Raw genomic sequence first — 18410 nt, forward strand, 5'->3', positions numbered from 1 at the left:
GGCAAGGCCGGCCCTCCTGCCTCCACCTCCTGATTGCCGGGTAGGCCCAGACAGAACCTGCCCACGCTCGCCGAGCATGCCTCATTTACGCACGTGACGTCGAGAGCGGCCCACGCGAGCCGCTTACAAAAAGTCCGCTTGGGACGGTGTATGAAATAACGCACGCTCTGACAGGACCGGTCCTGTTTGATTTCATCGGTGCCGCCGACGTAATCGATCTCCTGCAGTCGGTCGAGCTTTACCTCTCCCCCTCCCAATAGAGACTGCAAGGTTGTTCCGCGAGACCACTCGAAGCGGAATGCATAGCACCTCTCGACGCGCCTCCGGGCGCCGATGTGCAATCGGTAATCATCTTTTGGCTCTTTACTCAGCCCGGAAATACTTGTTGCCGAAAGGGACAATAGCAAACACGGAGTCGGGAAACGAATCGGTCCGTGATAGACAGATCGCCGTGTTTCGCATGCCGTACTGATCAGTGATCGGGAACAGGCATGATCTGCTGCGTGAGATCGGGAAAACATGTCTCATGACTGGTCGGCGCGTCGGCGGCGATGCCTGGTGCGCGAATGTGCACGCCAACCTCGCCACACGGGAAGTCGGGGTTTGCCGATGCGGAGGCCCGGTTCAGGCACGCGGTAACCAGATTGCTTCCACACTCATTCCGGTTTGAGCGTTATCCGGCCGTTTTTTGTCTGATTCGACCATCTTGTCCCGGCGCCAAGACGCTCTACATGTTTCTGAAGTCCCCGCGCCCACGCAAAGTCGGCCTCACGTCCGAGGTCACGCACGAGCCTGATAACCTTCACCCGATGGCAGTGGCCCAGAAACTCGTCAAGCACGTCGGCGCGCAAGTTACGCAGGCCTGCCGACAGATTGCTCGCCTCCTCAAGCGACTGACCTTTGCCGATGTCACTGGCGAGTTCCAGGATTGCGCGCTCGGGCACCGACACCTTGACCTCCGGGTCGCCGGCGGGAAGCGGCTTCAGGCCCCTGTCGTAGGGCAGGTCGTTGTCGAACAGAGAGGTGGTCTGGAACGAGTAGGCCAGGTGCTGGCCCACCCAGGACGGGATGCGATAGGGCTTCTGGCCCCATAGCACAACCTTTTCGCGAAATGCGATGTTGTGACGGACGCCCTGCCAGGCAAGGGCGGTTTTTCCTCCAACGTGAAGGCCTGCAATGCGGCGAGTCAGGTAGGCGATCGAACCGTCCCGTGTCGGCGTGTCCCCGGTCAGAAGGTAGACGCCCTGCGAGAGCCGCTGCAGCCACCCGGATCTGACCATGTGCGCCGCGAGCGCAACGCTGATCCCCATCTGCCGGAGCTGGCCGGAATCCACAGGATGACCGCGCCGGCTTTCCTGCATCAACCGCTGGACTGTCCTGTTACTCATCGGATACCCGAGGTTGCGTTATCTGGTTGCAGTATATGCTTGAAAGTCGAATTTTTTGCAATTTTTTAACGCGGCCGGAAGATCGAAAATCGCGTCGCCGCGCGATTTCCGGGGCCGGTCCTACCCGGCCCAATGTGAAATCCCACACTGGTGGTCAGATAACTATCCTTATCTGACCACCCTCGAGTCCTTGCTAAAATCGGCCGCCGGAAAACGCGCCGCCGCTGCGTGAATGACGTTGGCCCCTCGTTTCCGCCACAGCCGGTGCACATGCGCACCCTCGCCCTGGCCGTGGTGCCGGTGCGGCGGCGCGCGCCGCCCTCGCGCAGTTCCCGGTGACCGTGCCTCGGGCGCCAAGCGCGGACTCGGACATGCCCGCTACGCGATCCATGGATGCCAATCCGTCGTGAGCCAGACCAAATCTGGAAGGCGATCCAACCGACAGAACAGTCCGGTGCAATCCGGGCTCAGGCAAGTCAAACGCTCACTTTGGCGCGTCCGGCGTGGCCACCTGCTGCCAGTCGTCGGCAATGGCCTTCCAGTCTAGGGAGTACCCTGGATTGACGCTGCGACTACAATGCCGAACAATTAGTTTCATACAGAAACTATTGTAGTGTGAAATAAATGTGAATCAATGATAGCTCGCTGACGGAACGCATCTCCCGGCACGCGGCTTGACTGTCACCAAAAAGGCCATTCACGATCAGAATGAGGCGACCGAAACACCAGATGTGAGCGATGGCCGACCGAGTGAATCCGTCAATCTTGTGAAGTCCGGTGTCAAACCACGCGAGTCGGAACACGTGCCTTGAATTCTTTGAAGTCTGTCGGAAACCACGCCGGCTTGGTTTCAACCATGTCGCTCATGGCTCTCGCTGCGGCGTCATTTGTCATGGAAGGGTAGTCAATGTCTGCGGAGCGGCGCCCATTGCGCGTGATGATCGAGGACTGGCTCGCGCCCGATCCTGTAAAGGGTTTTCGGATCACCGAAATCAGAAACCGGAAATCGCGACACGGTTGCTACGTGTGCGTCGAGACGCTAAAAAAAGAAGGCCCTGTTTCCATGTACTTTTTTCGCCACCAAGACGGCCTGTGGCGCATTTTCCCGCCGGCGCTAGAGCGCCCGGCAATGCGGGGTACGGGTTTTTCGACGAATGATTAACTTAATTCAGTAGTACGATACAGCTCTGACTATCACGATGCTTACTACAATCCGCGCGCGCGTCATTATCGCTTGCCTTTGCATTGTCTTTTGCGCGCTCACCGTGAATGCCATCGCAAACTACCTGGTGGTCCGAACGTATAACAACGATTCGATAAATAACAACCTCGTCGCGCTCGCCGACGGGCACGTCGCAGGCATCAGCGACTGGGTTGCATCGAAGACAGCCGCAATAGTTTCGCTGGAAGACAGTGCACTTTCCGCTGATCCTGTGCCTCCGTTCAGGCAAGTTGCGTCTGCCGGTGGTTTCACAAATGTCTACGTTGGGCTGGCGAACAGGACAGCAAAATTCGCTGATTCGACAGGCGTTCCCCCAAACCTTGATCCGACCGGTCGCCCATGGTATCAACTGGCCGCGACCGTGGGGGCACCGGTTGTCACGGAGCCATACATCGATGCTGGGTCGGGAAAGCTCGTCGTCACCTTCGCGGTGCCAATCGTTCGCGACGGTGTCTTGAAAGCGGTAGTTGCCGGGGACGTTGGCATGGACAGCGTGATCGCGAATGTCAAATCGATCCACCCGACACCGGCTAGCTTCGGCATGCTGCTCGATGCAAGCGGAAAGATCGTCGCGCATCCCGACGCGAAGCTGACATTGAAACCCGCATCGGACTTTGTACCTGATCTCGATGCCACCGGAATTGCGGCGCTCGTGTCGGCATCACGTCCGCTTGAAGTGCATATCGGAGACGGGACAAAGTTGCTGCGAGGGCGTGCCGTCCCAGGGACAAGCTGGGTCCTCGTTATAGCACTGGACAAACGGGACGCGACCGCAGGTATGCGATCGCTCGTCACGACTTCGGCGATCGTGTTGCTGCTGATCGTCGTGGCTTCGGCGGTGATTGTAAGCGCCGTCACGGCGACTGCGTTCAAGCGGCTCTCGCAAGTGCGGGACGCGATGGACGGGATCGGTTCTGGCACGGGCGATCTAACGCAGCGTTTACCTGTGTACGGTAGGGATGAGGTCGCGCAGATTGCCGTGGCGTTCAACACGTTCGTTTCGAAGTTGTGCCTCGTAATGCGCCAGATTCGCGACAGCAGCGAATCCGTGCGTGTTGCCGCAGCAGAGATTTCCGCGGGCAACCTTGACCTTTCGAGTCGCACTGAACTGGCCGCAGCCAACTTGCAGCAAACAGCCGCATCGATGGAGCAGATCACGTCGACTGTACTGCAGTCTGCAAGTGCCGCACGGCAGGCAAATGATGTCGCGGGCTCCGCATCGACGGTCGCTTCTCGTGGCGGTGAGGTCGTCTCCGGAGTCGTTAGTACAATGAACAAAATTGAAACTGCTTCCGGCAAGATCGAAGCGATCATCGGCGTAATTGACGGAATTGCGTTTCAGACTAACATTCTGGCGCTAAACGCCGCGGTGGAGGCTGCACGTGCTGGCGAGCAGGGCCGTGGCTTTGCTGTAGTCGCAGGTGAGGTCCGCAATCTTGCACAACGCAGCTCGGAGGCGGCCAAGGAGATCACATCGCTAATCGAATCGACGATCGACAGCGTTTCTTCAGGTTCCAGTCAGGTACGGCTCGCCGGCGACACGATGAGGGATATCGTGAGCAATGTGGCTAATGTCACGGTCATCATGGGTGAGATCACCAATGCTGCCGACGAGCAGACCCGGGGAATTCAGGAAGTAAACCGGGCGGTAGCTCAACTCGACGAGATGGTGCAGCAGAACGCCGCGCTCGTCGAGGAATCCGCTGCAGCGGCCTCCGCGCTGCAGACTCAAGCGACGCACCTTACCGCCGCAGTTGGACAATTCCGATTGGACTAATCGAGTGCAGACATCGCCAGAAGCACCGTTGGAGCCGGCGGAAGCGGGCCATGCAACTAAGGGTGCAGTCCTTCACTGCCGCTCCAGGCTACTTGTCCCTGCGTGTATCGATCATCCGATACTGTGGCTGACTCACGATCGGGTGCTGTGCCGATTCCAGTCGGATGCGGAACGGGCGTCTTTCGTTACCTGGCCGTCCTTGATTACCACCGGGATGTGCTTTGAGCCTTCGCCCAAAAGTGCGATGTTCGCAAGGGGATCACCATCAACAGCAATCAGGTCGGCGAGTGCGCCTGGTTCGATAATTCCCAACTCGCCTTCGCGCCGCAGGAGTTCGGCATTGGTCAGCGTCGCAGACTGAATGATCTCGAGCGGAGACATGACGTCAGAGCGGATCATGAATTCTCGCGACTGCAAATGATGCAACTGGCCGAGTAAGTCACTGCCAAAGGCTATACGCATCCCCGCGCCGCGGGCAATTTCAAGTGAGGTGAGGCCCGCAGAGAGGACATGCCTATTGCGTTCGAGGCTGACTGCGTCGAGGCCATATTCCGCGCCGTAGAGAGCCATCGCCTCGTAGGTCGCCAGAGTAGGGACGAGGAACGCTCCCTGCTGTGCTCCGAGTTGCGCGCTGGCCTCATCGATCATGTTGCCATGCTCGATTGAGCGGACGCCACATTCGAGGGCACGGCGAATTGATGCGGCCGAGTACGCATGCGCGCACACGTAGGTTCCCCAGTCCGTTGCGGCTTGAACGGCCGCCCGGATTTCTTCCACCGTATATTGAAGGCTGTCGAACGGGGCAATCGGTGAAGCCACGCCTCCTGACACAGCAATCTTGATGTGGTCTGCGCCTTGACGGAGTTCCTCACGGACAGCTTCCAGAATACCGGGTACCCCGTCTGCGACACGAGCTGAAAGATCGAGACCATTGCAGCACACGCAGCTCATTCGGCGGTGTTCCGTCCGATCGCGAAAATCGACGTGACCACCGGTCTGGCTGATCGCACGGCCACAGATGAAGAGACGCGGGCCACGTACAAGTCCAGAAGCGACCGCTTCGCGCAATCCATGGTCGGCCCCTGCAGTGTCCCGAACGGTTGTGAACCCTCGATCGAGCATGCCGGACAGGATCGGGCCAGACCGAGCAGTGGCCAACGTCGGCGGAATGCCCTTCATTTTGAGAGCGTCCAACTCCGAAATCATGACATGCACGTGGGCATCGATCAGCCCAGGCATAACCGTGCGTCCTCCCAGATCCAGCACGGGTATGTCAGTTTTGGGGTCCGAAGCGTCGATGTCCCGGATTCGCCCGTTTTCGACCCAAATATTTGATAGCTCGCGAAGCTCTCCCGTCCTCACATCGAGCACGCGGGTATTGCGCAGGAAAAGACTGCTCATAACATCCTTCAACGTAGGCGTGCATGCATGATGAGCGCATCCACATGTCCGGCATCCTGAGGCCCGACAAAGTTTTCGTCAATAAGGGGTAGTGCGAATTTGTCGTAATAGTACACTGTACAATTAGAAAGTTACATAAAATCAATATGTTATGGCTATTTATGTTCAATTTCTTGTTTAAAAAATAAACATGATGTAGGATTCGCGTTTTCTGATATAGCCCGCTGGAAAGCAGGCAGCGCACGACCCGCTCGTGCTGTTCTGGTCCTTAAGGAGGTCCACGTGGAGAGGCAAGCTACAACGATCGACCTCGCGCGCTATGAGCGTGCCGCGAGATTCCTGCCGCCGAATTTTGTGCTGCAGTTGAGCGGCACACTTATCGACGGCTACTGGCTGGACAAGCATCGGTATTTTTTCTGCGTCGCCGAGGCTGGCGCAGATGGTGAGATCGTCAACCGTCCAAAGCTCATTGATGCGCGCACCCACACCATCACGCCGGTGATCGCATTCAACGATCTTGCCGAACTGCTTTCGAGCCAATCCGGAAAGCAGATCGACGCCTCCGCGCTGGCGAAGGCGCGGTATGACATGCCGGAGGCTGGGCGTCTGGTCGTGAAGTCGGGGTCCGACGCATACCATGTTTCACTCGAAGGCCCGACGCTTATGCGGGCGGAGGAACTGGACGCAGTGCCGGCACTTCATTCGCCAGACGGACGACTCGCCGCGTTCCTCAAGGAGAACGCGGTCTGGATCAAGAGTCGCGAGACCGGTGCGGCGCGGCAACTGACGCCCAATGGTGAGCGCTACTACGCCTTTGGCGCGTGGGTCGAATCCGGGCTCTCGCCGCTTAAACTTCGCAAGAATCCAGTGCCCGATGGCCTGTGGTCGGCTGATTCCGAATGGTTCGTCACGCACCGGATCGACGAGCGCTCGCTACCGGAAAGCGGGCTTGTCCAGAATGTACCCGGCGAAGGAAAGCGCCCGAAGGTTCATACCTTTAAAGTCTCGAGCCCCGATGCGGATCTCGCTGAAGCGGAATTCGTTGCATACCATCTCCCTAGTGGACGATCGATCAGTTCAGCTTCACATCCCGTGCAGGTCGGCATCATGCCGCCCTTTCTCTACAAGCAGTGCTGGTTCGCGGATGCCAGCATCTATTTCCTGGACTGGGATCGCTTTTCGAGCGAAGTGTCGCTGGTGCAGATGCCGCTCGATGGCGGCCCATTGCGGACTGTCCTGACTGAAAAGGCGGAGGCGGGATGGATCGACCTTAATCCGCGGCACAACGCGCACCCGATGATCCGGCCTCTGCTCGCATCGAACGAACTGATCTGGTATTCGGAAGCCGACGGCTATGCACATCTCTACCTCCATGACCTGGCCACGGGTGCCCGCAAGGGCCGGATAACGGAGGGCAAGTGGATGGTCCGCGAGATTGTCCACGTTGACGCGACGGCCCGCCGTATCCTGTTCCTCGCTAGCGGCTTCGAGGGACAGCGCGACCCGGCCTACCGCCGGCTGTGTGCCATCAACTTTGATGGTGGTGGCTTTGAGACTTTGTTGGCCCCTGACGCCGACATCTTTGCGGTCGAGGGCGCGATTGCTACCGATGCAGATTCCGGTACCGATCTTGCACAGTTCAACCCCTTCAGACCATCGTACGCGGCGAGCGGCGCCTCGGCGGACGCGACGTTCATCGTGCTCGGGACTGCGGCAACGGACAGTGCGACGCGCATCCTGCTCTTCGACGTCACCAGTTCACGGAGCACAGAGCTAGCTAGAAGTAATGTCGATAGCATCTGGGATGCGCCTAAACCGCAGCCTTTTGAAGTTTTGGCCGCGGACGGCGTGACGAAGCTTCACGGTGCGATGTATCTGCCAGGCGACTTCGACCCGTCCAAATCGTATCCGTTGGTCGACTGCATCTATCCGGGTCCGCACGTCAACTGGTATATCCGTCGTTTCCCGAGCTGGCCAGCGCTGGATCTCCAAGCGCTCGCGGAACTCGGCATGGTGGGCATCGTGCTCGAGACGCGCGGTATGCCGTGGCGAAATCGGGCATTTCACCAGGCGGGGCAAGGCAGGATGCTGGAACCCCAACTGAGTGATCACATGGCAGCAATCGAGCAGCTTTGTGAGCGCCACAGCTTCCTCGACCGTAACCGCGTCGGCATGTTCGGCCAATCCGGCGGTGGATATGCGACGGCTCGCGCGATGTTCGATTACCCGAAGACCATCAAGGTCGGCGTGTCTGTCTGCGGGAATCACGATAACCGCAATTACATGGCTCACTGGATCGACAAGTACGGCCCGAGACCCGAATCGCCAGAGCGTGAGTCCCAATGCAACGTGGACGTCGCGCACAAGCTGGAGGGCAAGCTCTTCCTGATTCACGGTGAGATGGATGAAAACGTCCATCCTGCACATACGTTGGCTGTGTGCGACGCGCTGATTGCCGCAGGTAAGGACTTCGATCAGTTGATTGTCCCCAACGCCGGGCACATGCTGATGCTCGAGAAGCCTTATGTTTTCCAGCGAGTCGCCAATTATCTTGTGCGGCACCTCGTCGGTGCCGAGCCGCCGCCAGGATTCAAGCTGCAATGGACTGACGAAGGCGTGGCCGCGGCCATGGGGATGGCGATGAGTTCGTTCGCGTAGTCCGCAAGTCCGAGAGGCGCCGACGGGTGTTCGGCGCCTTTCCACATCCGGTATCCCGTGAAGGTTAAGGCTTCTATTGCCGTGACTGGCGGGAGCCGTTAGGCATGCGTCGCAAGACTGCACCCCTCGCGATGTTGCGCCGGCGTGGACGACGTGAGCCCGATTGGGTCCATCGGTCTGCAAAATAATAATATGTAATCCTTATAAAGATCCGTCGTCCAGATAGGACGTTCGGGTCCCGATACGTTGATTGAGGGGTATCGTGAAAGACATTCGAATCGGGGTTCGTTTGGCGATCGGCTTCGGTATCTTGACTGCTATCGTTGCGGCAATTGCCCTGTTGGCGCTCAACAGGTTGAACGCTCAGGCCGCGTTGACGCGAACGATCACCGACCAGCAGTATGTCAAGGCCGCCGTAACGCTGCGTATTTCGTACTTCGCAACCGATATGGGAAGGCTTGCCAGGGCTGCGGCGATCGAGGGAGGTGGTCAAGAGAGTTCGGCCACGGAACGGGCATACAACGAGGACCTCAAGCAGTTGACGGCAAAGACGGCGTTGATGGACCGACTTGTTGTTAGCGATGAAGAGAAGCGTCTGCTAGAACAGCTCAAGCTCGCACAATCGCAGTTCCTTCCATTCCTCAACGAGGTCGTTGCGCTAAGCGCCCAGAACAGAAGCAAGGATGCGGTTGATCTGCTGCTCGGTCCTCGCCGTCAAACGCAAGAGGCGTATATCGCGGCTCTGGACGGAATGGTTCGGTCTCAGGAAGAGCAGATGGCCGAGACCGGGGTTCACGCCAGCGAGATCAGCAAGCAGGCAACAATAGCCATGATCGTTGCACTGGGAGCGGCTGTCGTCGCATCGATTGCACTTGGATGGATCGTTACCCGCAGCGTGACGCGGCCACTGGCGCGCGCCGTCGGAGTTGCAGAGCGGATTGCTGGGGGGGATCTGAGCGTCCATATTGGATCCTGCTCACGCGATGAGGCTGGGCAGTTACTTGAAGCGCTGAAAGCCATGCAGGCGAGCCTTGCAGGTACCGTAGGAATTGTGAGGAAAAATGCAGAAAGTGTCGCCAATGCGAGCTCCGAGATCGCGCAGGGAAACCTCGATCTTAGTCAACGGACGGAAGAGCAGGCTGCCTCCCTCGAGGAGACAGCAGCGAGCATTGAGCAACTGACCGCAACTGTCCGACAGAATGCGGACAGCGCACAGCAGGCAAGTCAGCTGGCCATCAGCGCGTCTGTTGCCGCCGAGAAGAGCGGGTCTGTCGTGCGACAGGTGGTCGAGACGATGGAGGACATATCCGTGAGTTCAGGCAAGGTGGCAGAAATCACCAGTGTCATCGAAGGCATTGCGTTTCAGACCAACATTCTGGCGCTAAATGCGGCAGTAGAGGCAGCCCGCGCAGGCGAGCAGGGCCGCGGGTTCGCAGTCGTCGCCGGGGAGGTGCGTACGCTTGCGCAACGAAGCGCCGCAGCTGCCAAGGAAGTGAAGGAACTGATCGTGAGGTCAGTCGACAAGGTTTCTGAAGGGGCTGCGCTTGTCACCGAAGCCGGTACGTCAATGCAGCAGACAGTGAACGCCGTGAGGCGGGTTCAGGATATCGTGAACGAGATCGCATCTGCGTCGCTTGAGCAACGCACGGGCATCGAGCAGGTTCAACTCGCGGTGTCGCAAATGGACGGTGTAACGCAACAGAACGCCGCATTGGTCGAACAGGCCTCCGCAGCCGCGCAGGCGTTGTCGACGCAAGCGAACGACTTGCGCGGCGCGGTGTCGTCTTTCAAGCTGAATGCGTAGGTTTGAGGACGGACCAGCCTATGCGCGAGCCGTCAGCCAGATTGTTGGCTGACTGGAGGCGGCGCATATATCGCTTCAGCGACGCGCAGACATTGGCTGCCCTTGGGCCATTTGCCCGGACCTGCGCTTGGTGAATTCGCGCGTTCGGGTCGTATGTGATCCGCTGCACGGAGAGTGCTCGTATAGCCGGACGTGAGGGTCTTGGCGTCGTTCGCCGGTCATCTCGATGCTCCCCCCGCTGCGATAAATTTGAACATGAGCCTCCGCCTTGATCGCTCGCGCTTCCCCCGCTGTGTGTGGAACTCTCGTATCCCAGTCTCGGGTGCCGGGCTTCGTTCGGCACTGACCGATCCGGGCATACGCCCGGCGCAAAAGGGGCGCATCCCGCCCTGACCATTCCTTTCCTACTCGCGCACTGCGCCGAGCCATCGTGCGCGGATCGGCTGCGCGACGGACGCCGTCAGCCACCACGGCTGTGTGGCTGCCTGCACAAAGATTTGATGCGGCAAGGGTACGCCCTGAACTTCGCGGCGCGACTTGAAGCGAATCTGATCGACCTCTCGCGTATCGCTCGTTGCCAGACCCTGTCGCATTGACCGGCTTGACAGCCTGGGCAAAAAAACGCTGCCAGTAGCGTTAACCATGAGCATTTCTCTCTTGTACACCGTATAACGGCGCACTAGTATGGCGTCAATTGTACGGCGTACAAGAGGCTGTGCTAGCAGGTCAGTTCCTTCAGGCGGAGCGCTGCAAAGAGGCTGCATGCACCGAGGTGGCGTCGCGCAGAGGGGAGGAAAAGCAACGACAGCAAGTAAGAGGTCGCCGAAGACGTCACGCTGTGCGTATCCAGCGCAAGGTTGATAGGAAGCTGTCGATAAATAAGGGGGCAGTAGCGAGTGCGGTGCCAGATCGGGGCGCACTGCAAAGGGACCAGCCGAACTAACGCGCGGTCGCGGTGACATTTTTTGCTGGGATGCCATCGACGTCGAACATCGAAGCGATGACATCACTCAATGCCATAATCGTTTGGAGATCAGTTTTTCATGAAAAAAGTCTGTTTTGCAGCCGCCATTGCGCTGACGCCGTTGCTCGCGCATGCGCAGGGTTCCGTCACGATGTACGGCATTATCGATACGTACGTCGAATACGCTCACGGAGTAACGGATTCCGCAGGAAACAGCACCAACGTCTTCCGGACTGGCAACGCCGGTACCTACGGCAGCCGGTGGGGCCTGAAGGGCACGGAGGATCTGGGCGGCGGGTACGCCGCTGTCTTCGATCTCCAGCAAGGGTTCCGCCTGACAAATGGCACGATTCCGGGTGGCGCCGGCTATGCATTTGCTCGCATTTCAACTGTGGGTTTCTCGAGCCCGTTCGGCAAGCTGACGTTTGGGCGCAACTACAACCTGAATGCCTGCACGGCTGATCTCGATCCGCTGTATCAGGCTCAGTACAGCTCTTCGTCGCTGCTCTTCTACCGCAACCAGACTTTCACGGATAACGCGGTCACGTTCGCAAGTGCACCGTTCCATGGCGTGACCGCCAACTTCCAGTATGGCTTCGGAAACGTCGCCGGAAACTTCCAGGCCGGGAAGACATTCGGTGCACAGCTTCGCTATGACGGTTCGTGGTTGTCCGCGGTCGCACACTACGACGAAATCCGTGACCCGAACGGCGCACTTTCGAACCTGTGGGCGTATTCGCGCGAGTATATCGTCCAGGCGCGCGTGAATTACCAGAGCGCTGGCTTCTACGTTGGATACACGGGCCTCAGCGCGCCTGACGCGTCCGCCGGAAGTCCGACTCACGCGGACGAGGGCTGGGTCGGCGTCGGCTATCAATTTACGCCGGCTCTCTATGCATCGACCGGCGTGTATCACATCGTCGCTGGCGACGCCGGCCGTGCAACCCTGGTTGCAGCGAGAGCCGAATATTCACTCTCGAAGCGCACGACCCTCTATCTTGCTGGCTCGTACGTCATGAACAGTACGCACGCAGAATTCGCCTTCAACGGTATCGACACCCCTACGGCCGGCACCAACCAGTTTGGCACGATGGCCGGCATCCGCGTCTCCTTCTGAGCATGCAAGCAGGTATGCCGCTCAACAACATCTCGCAATAACGATGGGGTAGAAACATCATGAAAAGTAAGGATAACGCAGGAAAGGCCACGCTGCTGGTTTTCGCGATCGTTCTGGCCGTCTTCTCGTATTCGATGCTTGAGACAATGCTGGTGCCAGTGCTGCCGCAGATTCAGAAGATGGTCAACGCGTCGCCAGCGGAAATTGGCATGGTCTTTACCGTGCTCCTGCTGGCTGGATCGGTGTCAACGCCCATTATCGGACGACTGGCCGATCTCTATGAGAAGCGCGTCGTGATTCTGTGCGCGCTGGTATTCGTGTCGATCGGCATAGCCGTGGCAGCGACAGCTCAGTCCATTATGGCCTTTGCAGTCGGTCAGTTCCTGCAAGGTTTGGGCTTCGCTTTTGGGCCACTGTCCATCGGGCTGTTCAACGACACCATCCCGCGTGAACGTGTTGGACTGGCAAACGGCCTTATTATCGCTGCGGCTACGCTCAGCGGTGCGCTGGGGTTGGCAACTGCCGGTCCGATCGTCGAGGCATGGGGGTTCCGCTACATTTTCTGGATTCCGCTCGGGGCCCTTGCGCTTGCCATGCTGATCCTGCTGATGGCCGGTTCGGACAAGAAGTCGACGCGTGCTGTCGTAAAGGATCGTTCGATCGACTGGATCGGCATGATCCTGCTGTCCGGTGCGATCGTTTCGTTCCTGCTGGCTATCAAGAGTGCGCAAACGACCGGCTGGTTTTCCATGAAAGTCGTTGGTTTAGCCGTGGTTGCCTGCTTTCTCACCCTCTTTTGGGTGAAGTATGAGAAAAAGATTGCAACCCCTCTGCTCGATGTTCGCTTGTTGGCGAAACGTGAGATCGCCGTGATCTGCGTGTTCGCTTTCGGCGTCGGCTTTACCTCCATCATGAGCTACGTGCTCGTTCCTCTTATGGTGGCGGCAGACCACAGCACGGGATACGGCTTCGCGGCGACAGTCACGCAGACTGGGTTCTTCCTGCTTCCGTTTAGCCTGATGGGCACTCTCGCGGCACCCTTTGTTAGCAAGGTGCAACGGCACATCGGCGGTCGTGGCGCGATTATGTGGACCGGCTTGTTTCTGGCCCTCGGATTTCTGATGCTTGGGTACTTCCACCAGGCTGCATGGCAGGTCCACATCGCAATGGGTTTGATTGGTCTGGGGACGGGCTTCGGTCTTACGATCGCAATGAACTCAGTGGTCGAGATTGTGCCTCAGGAGCGGACCACGAGCGTCAGTGGTCTCGTATTTGTCCTGCGCAACATCGGCGCTACGCTTGGCGTCAGCGTCGGCGTAAGTTTTCTCACGCAGGCAACGGACATGAAGACGATGGTCACCGCCTGGAGTGGCTATCAGAGCGCATATACCTTCGGTATCGTCGTGGCGGTGGCATTGATTGTTGCAGGCCTCTGCTATCCCAAGCGCTCCTCGGTGTCACAGAATTCGACGTCGCAGATTCAAGGGGTTTAGAGGTCTGCGTGCAGGGCGCAACGCGGTGGCGCATTCAAAGGCATGAGGTGGGCTCACTGGCTCTCGGTAGCCGGTGAGCCCACCCTGCCTTGTCTACTCGGTGTATCGGCAGACGTCATGAACGGTGTGGAAGTTCACTTCCTGCCAGATGCATTGGCCGGGAGCACCAAGCATGACGCGAGGAGTCCAGGATGTATTGGATTGCTTACTTTGCGGGGGCCTTCTTCATCTTCTCCAGGCCGGCAATGAAGATCTCGATGTACATATCAAAGCTGTTGTCGAGAGCAACCCGCACGCCGTTCTCCCACCGAAGGATGAACGCCTGATTCTTCAGCAGGGAGAGGTTCCTCGACAGCACGGGGTAGTCGACCGGGCTGATTTCGTCCAGTCTGGACTGCGTTTCCTTCTGCCAGTCCTCACCACTATCCGGCATCGGCGAGAACTCCTGGGTTGTAAAGCCTACAAGCGTTGCGATCGTCGAATTGTAGGCGTCGACGAGCCTCGGACCCTCGAAGCCAGCTGCGGAGAGCGCACACAGAATCCCCTCGATCAGCCCAAAGTCAGCGCGCGTGTTAGCCGTCAGTTGGGCGCCGAGGAGCGGGGCGGTGTTGGGATGTCGCTGTATTGCCTGCCTGCAACGAAGCATCACTGCGCGCAAATAGTCCTTCCATGCCTTCGGTTCGATGTCCGGTGCCACGTCACGCAGAACAAGGTTCATGACCGCAGCAGCGACAAGATCCTTCGTTGGGAGGTACCAGTACACCGCTGACGGATACACGCCGAGGGCGGCAGCGAGATTTCGAAGGCTGAATTTCTCAAGCCCTTCACGGTCGATGAGATCCAGCGCCACCGCTGTGATCGTAGCTTCAGTGAGCATGCCACTAGGGGGTTTCGGAGCGCGCAGCGCCTTCTTTCCTCGGGCGCTCGTGGTATTGCCTGATGCCTTGACAGTCATGATTGGAAATTAATTGCCATTAGCGTTTACGATAGAGAATTTCTTCTTGTACAGTGTATAAGAGAACTCTACGATACGATCATTGTACATAGTACAAGAAGAGCGACCAAGGCGCCCTGGCACATAGCTCAGCATTGTCCAGGCAGATGTTTCGAGAGATGGCGCTGTTCGGCAAACGGCTACCAAAGTCCGTTTCGACGCCCGCCTATGGTGGTGCCAGGCCGTTGAGCCATCGACGCCCGGTGAGCCGGCACGGACGACTCGATTGGCTTAGACCAGCGGCACCTCGGTCGATATTTGCCGGCGATCTCCGGCCTGGGATATGGACGGAGTTCCGCATTTCGCACGATCTCGTCCGCTTTTTTTTCCTGGTTCGGCGAACCGGCCGTTAGAAGTCAATACGATAGTTATCACTTGCCAGACGTCATGAACGACACTCTCAGCAGTAACCGTAGTAGCGCACACCTGACCGTTGGGGATACCACGAAAGGCGGTAGCGTGATGAGCTTTTATCTGCCTAAAGGCTCGAACCGTCCACCGCAAATCGATCGGGGCGAGGGCGTATATCTGTACGACCGCAGTGGGAAGCGCTATTTCGATGCGACGTCGGGCGCAGTCGTCAGCAATCTGGGGCACTCGAACCCGCGGGTAGTGGCAGCGATGAAGGCACAGGCAGACCGTGTCACGTTTGCCTATCCGCGCTTCTTCGAAAGCGAGGGTAACGTGCATCTTGCCAGCCGCCTGACCGAACTCGCGGGCGACGGATTCGATCGCGCCTTTTTTGTTTCTGGAGGCTCCGAAGCCAATGAGTCTGCAATCAAGCTCGCGCGACACTATGCCGTGGTGACTGGGCAGAGCGCGCGTTTCAAAGTGATTGCGCGCGATCCGAGCTATCACGGCTCGACGATGGGAGCGCTGGCCGTGACCGGTGACTCCTTTACGGAATCGATCTACGCGCCAATGGCGCGCATCATGCCGAAGATTCCGGCGCCCCTTACGTATCGGCTGCCTGCGGGACAGACTGAGTCCGAGTACGTAGCAGCTTGTGCGCAGGCGCTTGAGGACAAGATTCTCGAGGAAGGGCAAGAGTCTGTCCTTGCGTTCATCCTTGAGCCGGTCGGGGGACTCTCCAGTGGGGCGGTCGTGTCGCCTGCGTCCTACTATCGGACTATCCGGCAGATCTGCGACAAATACGGTGTGTTGCTGATTCATGACGAAATCATGAGCGGCGCCGGTAGAACAGGCGCTTTTCTCGCGTCCCATCACTGGAACGGGGCACGGCCGGATATTGTCACCCTCGCGAAGGGTCTTGCCGCGGGCTACACGCCGTTCGGGGCCGTCCTCGCGCCGAACCGGATCGTTGAGACTGTCGCCGAGCGTGGCGGCTTTGTCCATGGCCACACGTACTTCTCCAATCCGTTTTCATGTGCCGTCGCGGCAAGCGTCCTGAACGAAGTCGTCGAGCAGGGGTTAATCGAACGCGCTGCTACGATGGGCGAGTATCTGGACATGAAGTTGCGCCAACTGATGAGCCGATCGCGCCTCATTGGCGATGTGCGCGGAAAGGGTCTTCTCATGGCGATTGAGATAGTCGCGGACAAGGAAACGAAGCGCCAACTGCCCACTGAACTGAATGCACCGGCTATGCTGACCGAACATGGCTTGCGTAACGGAATCGCACTCTATAACCGGCGTGCTAACCGCGGGCAGTTCGGTGACATCCAGCTGATCACCCCACCGCTTATTGTTGAGCCGCAGCAGATCGACGAACTGGTTGTCGCGCTCGAGAAGTCGCTACGGGGGCTGGAGACGGAGCTCCGCGACAGGAAGTACCTCGACTGAAGGGGGAAAGCCTGCCGACGGCAGGCTTGGAGTCGTGGATCGAGCCTTTATTTAATAGTAGTACTACGTTTTAAAATTGCGGACATCCATCGGTATCTTCGCCTCGCTCGTAACGGTTGGAGCGGGGCGTCGCAACCTCTATCTAATGACGAAGGATCGGTTTTGGACATGCAGCGCAACACGACATTCCAACGGGAACGGACTATCCGATTTCACCATTGCGACCCGGCCGGTATTGTGTTCTACCCACAGTACCTCGTGATGCTCCACGCCTTCATCGAGCGTTGGTTCGATGAAGGGCTGGGTTATCCGTACAGGACGTTCATGGGAGAGCAACGTCTGGGCATTCCGGTGGTTCAACTGGAGTGTCAGTTCTTCGTCCCGAGTCGTATGGGCGACAAGACCAGGTTCTCGCTCGCGGTGGCGCGAATGGGCAGCAGTTCAATTGACCTCGTGTTAGAGGTGCACGGGGTCAACGAACACGGCGTCGAGGAAATGCGCATGAAGGCCACGCAGACGGTGGTCGTGATGTCACTTGATACCTATCGAGCGGTAGCGATTTCCGCGCCGTTGCGTGAGCGTCTGTCCGAGTATCTGCAGGCTCCATCAGGTTCGGTGCCCGAACCTGATGACGAGCGTCTGGAAGAAGTCGCATAGATGCAATTCCCGTATCAATAATGAAAGGAGACAGAGATGGCCAAGCAGAAAGTGATCGTGCTCGTTGCGCCGACGGGTGGCATGGCATTCAAATCGCAGAATCCGAATCTGCCGACGCAGCCTGCGGAGATCGCCCGGGATGTGTACGACTGCTACAACGCTGGCGCCAGCGCCGTTGCAATTCACGCGAGACTGCCGAACGACCTGGCGACTTGCAACTCGGATATCTACCGTGACATCAATACGCGAATCCGCGCGAAATGCGACATCGTGATCAACAACTCGACGGGCGGCGGCATCCATGGTGACATGGTGAAGGCGTTCGAGGACGGGATGTTCGACACGGTGTGGGCTGAGCGCCTGAAGGGCATGGACGCGGGCGCGGAAATGTGCACGCTCGACGCATGCACCTTTAATTCGTCGTTCAACGGAACCGAAGTGCTGCTAAACACCCCGCCATCGCGTTGCCGCGAGTTGGCCGAAGGGATGAAGCAGCGCGGAATCAAGCCGGAGTGGGAGGTATTCAATCCGGCTCATATCCTTCAGGATGTGACGAGCTTGATCGAACAAGGTTACGACGAGCCGCCGTACATCATCAACATGGTGCTCAACGCGCATCGCGGGTTTCAGAACGCGATGCCTTATACGCCGCGAATCCTGCAGTCAATGGTCGATCTTCTGCCGAAAGACAGCGTTTTCTGTGTTAGTGGCATCGGGCCGGCCCAGATGCCCGCAGGGATCAACGCGCTGCTGCTTGGTGGAGCGATTATTCGCGTTGGGCTCGAAGACAACCTGTATTACCGGCAGGGCGAACTGGCGACCAACGTCGCTCTGGTCGAACGCACCGTCCGATTGTTGAGGGAGATGGACTACGATGTCGCCACGCCGACCGAGGCGCGCAAGATGCTCGGTCTGCCGCGCACCGACACGAGCGTACGCCCCCAGTTCGCGATGTCCTGACGCTAGCGGGGGCCATGATCGAGTAGAGGGCCGCCTACTCTGAGTCTTGTCGGGCGAACGGCGGCCCGCGGCCGTGGTCCATGCGAGCGTCGGGCCGCCCGCCTGACGGGTGTTGATCAGCGCTCAGTTTGTATTTTGTGGTGTCGAGTCTGGTCACGGCGGGCGACATCAG

General features: G+C 58.5%; 11 protein-coding genes. 8 read left to right on the forward strand and 3 right to left on the reverse strand.

What is annotated here, in order from left to right; translation table 11 throughout:
• Positions 1 to 656 precede the first annotated feature (656 nt).
• Complete coding sequence (locus AB4Y40_RS19010; RefSeq protein ID WP_368689083.1) at positions 657 to 1388, reverse strand: type IV toxin-antitoxin system AbiEi family antitoxin domain-containing protein; 732 nt, start codon at positions 1386 to 1388, stop codon at positions 657 to 659.
• Between the two features lie 1199 nt (positions 1389 to 2587).
• Here AB4Y40_RS19010 and AB4Y40_RS19015 point away from each other — a divergent pair.
• Entirely contained in the window at positions 2588 to 4387 is a 1800-nt protein-coding gene (locus AB4Y40_RS19015) for a methyl-accepting chemotaxis protein (RefSeq protein WP_368689084.1), read from the forward strand.
• A gap of 132 nt (positions 4388 to 4519) precedes the next feature.
• Here AB4Y40_RS19015 and AB4Y40_RS19020 read toward each other — a convergent pair whose 3' ends face one another.
• The gene (locus AB4Y40_RS19020) at positions 4520 to 5788 is read right to left on the reverse strand and encodes an amidohydrolase family protein (RefSeq protein ID WP_368689085.1); all 1269 of its coding nucleotides are present in this window, start codon (positions 5786 to 5788) and stop codon (positions 4520 to 4522) included.
• A gap of 282 nt (positions 5789 to 6070) precedes the next feature.
• On the opposite strand from AB4Y40_RS19020, the gene AB4Y40_RS19025 reads away from it, so the two are divergent.
• From AB4Y40_RS19025 to AB4Y40_RS19040, 4 genes are all read left to right on the forward strand, one after another.
• A complete protein-coding gene (locus AB4Y40_RS19025; RefSeq protein WP_368689086.1) occupies positions 6071 to 8446 on the forward strand; it encodes a prolyl oligopeptidase family serine peptidase in 2376 nt (791 codons plus the stop codon).
• Between the two features lie 262 nt (positions 8447 to 8708).
• Positions 8709 to 10250 (forward strand): methyl-accepting chemotaxis protein, encoded by a 1542-nt coding sequence (locus tag AB4Y40_RS19030; RefSeq protein WP_368689087.1) that lies wholly within the window; start codon positions 8709 to 8711, stop codon positions 10248 to 10250.
• Between the two features lie 1043 nt (positions 10251 to 11293).
• The gene (locus AB4Y40_RS19035; protein WP_368689088.1) at positions 11294 to 12331 is read left to right on the forward strand and encodes a porin; all 1038 of its coding nucleotides are present in this window, start codon (positions 11294 to 11296) and stop codon (positions 12329 to 12331) included.
• 59 nt (positions 12332 to 12390) lie between these two features.
• Positions 12391 to 13824, forward strand: a complete 1434-nt coding sequence (locus AB4Y40_RS19040; RefSeq protein WP_368689089.1) for an MFS transporter — start codon at positions 12391 to 12393, stop codon at positions 13822 to 13824.
• Between the two features lie 205 nt (positions 13825 to 14029).
• Here the strand turns inward: AB4Y40_RS19040 and AB4Y40_RS19045 are convergent, their stop codons facing one another.
• Positions 14030 to 14779 carry a TetR/AcrR family transcriptional regulator gene (locus AB4Y40_RS19045; RefSeq protein WP_368689090.1) on the reverse strand — a complete coding sequence of 250 codons (750 nt, stop codon included), beginning with the start codon at positions 14777 to 14779 and terminating at the stop codon, positions 14030 to 14032.
• Between the two features lie 426 nt (positions 14780 to 15205).
• Between AB4Y40_RS19045 and AB4Y40_RS19050 the strand changes: the two genes are divergently transcribed.
• The 3 genes from AB4Y40_RS19050 (at position 15206) to AB4Y40_RS19060 (ending at position 18238) form a co-directional block, all read left to right on the forward strand.
• Positions 15206 to 16621, forward strand: coding sequence for an aspartate aminotransferase family protein (locus AB4Y40_RS19050; RefSeq protein WP_368689091.1), 1416 nt, complete (start codon positions 15206 to 15208; stop codon positions 16619 to 16621).
• Positions 16622 to 16789: 168 nt separating this feature from the next.
• Complete coding sequence (locus tag AB4Y40_RS19055) at positions 16790 to 17278, forward strand: acyl-CoA thioesterase (protein ID WP_368689092.1); 489 nt, start codon at positions 16790 to 16792, stop codon at positions 17276 to 17278.
• Positions 17279 to 17314: 36 nt separating this feature from the next.
• The gene (locus AB4Y40_RS19060) at positions 17315 to 18238 is read left to right on the forward strand and encodes a 3-keto-5-aminohexanoate cleavage protein (protein WP_368689093.1); all 924 of its coding nucleotides are present in this window, start codon (positions 17315 to 17317) and stop codon (positions 18236 to 18238) included.
• Positions 18239 to 18410: the final 172 nt, after the last annotated feature.

The organism is Paraburkholderia sp. EG287B, assembly GCF_040965595.1.
Taxonomy (GTDB): Bacteria; Pseudomonadota; Gammaproteobacteria; order Burkholderiales; family Burkholderiaceae; genus Paraburkholderia.

Coding starts and splice junctions, on each gene's coding strand:
- AB4Y40_RS19035 (WP_368689088.1), top strand. CDS start 11,294: ATGAAAAAAGTCTGTTTTGCAGCCGCCATTGCGCTGACGCCGTTGCTC.
- AB4Y40_RS19060 (WP_368689093.1), top strand. CDS start 17,315: ATGGCCAAGCAGAAAGTGATCGTGCTCGTTGCGCCGACGGGTGGCATG.
- AB4Y40_RS19050 (WP_368689091.1), top strand. CDS start 15,206: ATGAACGACACTCTCAGCAGTAACCGTAGTAGCGCACACCTGACCGTT.
- AB4Y40_RS19020 (WP_368689085.1), bottom strand. CDS start 5,788: ATGAGCAGTCTTTTCCTGCGCAATACCCGCGTGCTCGATGTGAGGACG.
- AB4Y40_RS19010 (WP_368689083.1), bottom strand. CDS start 1,388: ATGAGTAACAGGACAGTCCAGCGGTTGATGCAGGAAAGCCGGCGCGGT.
- AB4Y40_RS19040 (WP_368689089.1), top strand. CDS start 12,391: ATGAAAAGTAAGGATAACGCAGGAAAGGCCACGCTGCTGGTTTTCGCG.
- AB4Y40_RS19015 (WP_368689084.1), top strand. CDS start 2,588: ATGCTTACTACAATCCGCGCGCGCGTCATTATCGCTTGCCTTTGCATT.
- AB4Y40_RS19045 (WP_368689090.1), bottom strand. CDS start 14,779: ATGACTGTCAAGGCATCAGGCAATACCACGAGCGCCCGAGGAAAGAAG.
- AB4Y40_RS19055 (WP_368689092.1), top strand. CDS start 16,790: ATGCAGCGCAACACGACATTCCAACGGGAACGGACTATCCGATTTCAC.